The sequence below is a fragment of the Actinomadura sp. 6K520 genome (genome assembly GCF_004349245.1).
Taxonomy (GTDB): domain Bacteria; phylum Actinomycetota; class Actinomycetes; order Streptosporangiales; family Streptosporangiaceae; genus Spirillospora.
In genome coordinates this window covers 1-3284 of sequence record NZ_SMLC01000336.1, presented here as the reverse complement: position 1 = coordinate 3284, position 3284 = coordinate 1, and the positions used below count along the sequence as shown (strand labels likewise).

General features: G+C 72.7%; 4 protein-coding genes. 3 read left to right on the top strand and 1 reads right to left on the bottom strand.

Annotated features, from left to right (window positions below):
• Nucleotides 1-184 precede the first annotated feature (184 nt).
• Entirely contained in the window at nt 185-787 is a 603-nt protein-coding gene (locus E1289_RS36965) for a CGNR zinc finger domain-containing protein (RefSeq protein ID WP_131988741.1), read from the top strand.
• Nucleotides 788-796: 9 nt separating this feature from the next.
• On the opposite strand, the gene folP is transcribed toward E1289_RS36965, so the two are convergent.
• Nucleotides 797-1642: a dihydropteroate synthase gene (folP, locus tag E1289_RS36960; RefSeq protein WP_131988739.1), complete on the bottom strand. Its 846-nt coding sequence runs from the start codon at nt 1640-1642 to the stop codon at nt 797-799.
• 176 nt (nt 1643-1818) lie between these two features.
• Between folP and E1289_RS36955 the strand changes: the two genes are divergently transcribed.
• Together E1289_RS36955 and E1289_RS36950 are read left to right on the top strand one after the other, a co-directional pair.
• Nucleotides 1819-2853, top strand: a complete 1035-nt coding sequence (locus tag E1289_RS36955; protein ID WP_131988743.1) for a GDP-mannose 4,6-dehydratase — start codon at nt 1819-1821, stop codon at nt 2851-2853.
• 89 nt (nt 2854-2942) lie between these two features.
• A partial coding sequence (locus tag E1289_RS36950; RefSeq protein ID WP_131988737.1) for an MFS transporter occupies nt 2943-3284 on the top strand: 342 nt, incomplete at its 3' end.

Sequence of the window (3284 nt, the reverse complement as noted above, 5' to 3'; positions counted from 1 at the left end):
CCCGAGCCCCGCCCGCACGGGGCGTCGCGGCCGGATCAGGCCGCCGCTCGCCAGCGCGTCCTGGCGGGGTTGCGCGCGGCCGGGTGCGCTCCGCGTCATATGGTTGGTGCCCCACGGGCCGCGTTCCGGCCCCGGCGGCGCTGCCGGGCACACGATCGCCCCGGTCCCGGAGACTGGAGTCATTGTGATCTTCACTCATGACACCGAGCACGCGCTCGCCGTCGTCGTCGACCTCATCAACACCGGCGCGGCGGCGTCCGGCACCGAGCGCCTCGGCGGCCTGCCCGGCCTGCGCGCGTTCGTGGAGCGCAACGCGTTCAGCGACGTGGGCCGGCTCACCGACACCGACCTGGTCCGGGTGCTGGACCTGCGCACCCGCTTCCACGCGGTGTTCCGGGCCGACGACGTCCAGGCCGCCGTCGACCGGATCAACGAGATCGTCGGGGAGGTCCGCACCACCCCGCACCTGACCGACCACGACGGCTACGACTGGCACGTCCACTTCTTCGCGCCCGGCGCGCCGCTGGGCGAGCACCTGGCGGCCGACTGCGGGATGGCGCTGGCGTACGTGGTGGCGGCGGGGGAACTGGACCGGCTGCGCACGTGCGAGGCGCCCGACTGCTCCCGGGTCCTGGTGGACCTGTCCCGCAACCGCTGCCGCCGCTACTGCGACAGCCGCACCTGCGGCAACCGCATGCACGTCGCCGCCTACCGGGCCCGCCGGCGCGAGGGAGCCGCCCCGTCCCCCCGGACCGCCCCGGCGAAGAAGGAACCCGCCACACGCTGAACCGCGGGGCTAGTGGCCGACGCCGAGGGCGCGGCAGGAGGCCAGCGCCCGCCGGGCGGCATGGACGTCGTGGACGCGGAAGACGCGGGCGCCGAGGAGGGCGGAGACGCCGAGGACGGCCATCGTGCCGACACCGCGTCCGTTGACGGGGCGGCCCAGCGTCTCCCCGATGAAGTCCTTGTTGGACACCGCGACCAGCACCGGCCATCCGGTGCCGGTGAGCTCGCGGAGGCGCCGGGTGATCTCCAGCGAGTGCCGGGTGTTCTTGCCGAAGTCGTGGGCGGGGTCGATCAGCACGGCGTCGCGGCGGACCCCCAGGGCGACGGCCCGCTCGGCCTCGCCGGTGATGTGCGCGACGACGTCCGCGACGACGTCGTCGTACCCGATCCGGTGCGGCCGGGTGCGGGGCGGGAGGGCGCCCGCGTGCGAGCACACCAGGCCGATCCCGTGCGCGGCGGCGACCTCGGCGAGCCGCGGGTCGGGCCCGCCCCAGGTGTCGTTGAGCAGGTCGGCGCCCGCCCGCGCCACGGCGTCGCCGACCTCGGCGCGCCAGGTGTCGACGCTGATCACTACGGCGGGGTGGCGTTCGCGGACGGCGGTGACGAGGTCGACGACGCGGCGCAGCTCCTCCGCGACGCCGACGTCCTCGCCGGGACCGGCCTTCACCCCGCCGATGTCGACGATGTCGGCGCCCGCGGCGACGGCGCGGTCCGCGGCGGCGAGGGCGGCGTCGAAGCCGTAGGTGGCGCCGCGGTCGAAGAACGAGTCGGGGGTGCGGTTCACCACGGCCATGATCGCCTGCGGGCCGATCTCGCGCCCGTTCAGCCGCAGCGGCGGCACGTCCGGTGAGGTCATGATGCACTCACCGTGGCACATCGCGGGCCCGGCGGGCCAACCAGAAGCGAATTCGGTCCAAACGGCGCCCTCTCTCGTCATCGACCTGGAGTGGTCGGTAATCTCATATGTCACGCTCGTTGCGGGATCTCCCGTGGTGGGCCCGCGTCGGACCTATTTCAGCCATGGAGGATCCGCTGTCCAGGCGAGCACTCATCACCGGCATCACCGGACAGGACGGCTCGTACCTGGCCGAGCATCTGCTTGGGCTGGGGTACGAGGTCTGGGGACTGGTGCGGGGGCAGGCGAACCCCCATGTGTCGCGGCTGCGCAAGCACATCGGCGACGTGCAGATCACCACCGGTGACCTGCTGGACCAGGGCAGCCTGATCTCGGCGGTGGAGCGGGTCCAGCCCGACGAGGTCTACAACCTCGGCGCGATCTCCTACGTGCCGATGTCGTGGCAGCAGGCCGAGCTGACCGCGGAGGTGACCGGCATGGGCGTGCTGCGCATGCTGGAGGCGATCCGCGTGGTGTCGGGCATCAGCCCGTCCCGGACGCCGGACCGCGAGCAGATCCGCTTCTACCAGGCGTCGTCGTCGGAGATGTTCGGAATGGTGCGGGAGACCCCGCAGAACGAGATGACGCCGTTCCATCCGCGCAGCCCGTACGGGGTGGCCAAGAGCTACGGGCACTACATCACGCAGAACTACCGCGAGTCGTACGGCATGTTCGCGGTCAGCGGGATCCTGTTCAACCACGAGTCGCCGCGCCGCGGCGCCGAGTTCGTGACCCGGAAGGTGTCGCTGGGGGCGGCGCGCATCAAGCTGGGCCTCGCGAACGAGCTGCGCCTCGGCAACCTCGACGCGCGGCGCGACTGGGGCTACGCGGGCGACTACGCACGCGCGATGCGGATGATGCTGGCGCAGGACTCCCCCGAGGACTACGTCATCGGAACGGGCCAGACGCAGTCGGTGCGGGAGCTGGTGGAGTTCGCGTTCCGCACGGCGGGCCTGAACTGGGAGGACCACGTCGTCCTGGACGCCCGCTACACCCGTCCCGCCGAGGTCGACCTGCTGTGCGCCGACCCGAAGAAGGCGCGCGAGCAGCTCGGCTGGGAGCCCGCGGTGACGTTCGAGGAGCTCGTGACGATGATGGTCGAGTCGGACCTGCGGCTGCTGTCGCGGTCCGCGCGTCCCGAGGACGAGCCGTTCAGCCCCGACCACTGGTGACCGCCGCGCCGGACGCGTGACCGCCGGACGCATGACCGCGGGCGAACGTGGGACGATGCAGGCATGTTCGCCGATGAGCCGGCCGCCTGATGGCCGACGTCCGGCTGGGCACCGGGCCCGGGCGCTGGATCCTGCTGGCGACGGTCCTCGGTTCGGGCGTGGCGATGCTCGACGCCACGGTCGTGAACGTGGCGCTGCCGGCGCTGGCGCGCGACCTGGGCGCCGACATGGCCGGCCTCCAGTGGACGGTGAACGCCTACACGCTGACGCTCGCCGGGTTCATCCTGCTCGGCGGCTCGCTGGGCGACCGGTTCGGGCGCCGGAGGATCTTCCTCATCGGCGTCGTGTGGTTCGCGATCGCGTCGGCGCTGTGCGGCATCGCCCCCAACATCGAGATGCTGATCCTGTCGCGGGCGCTGCAGGGGGTGGGC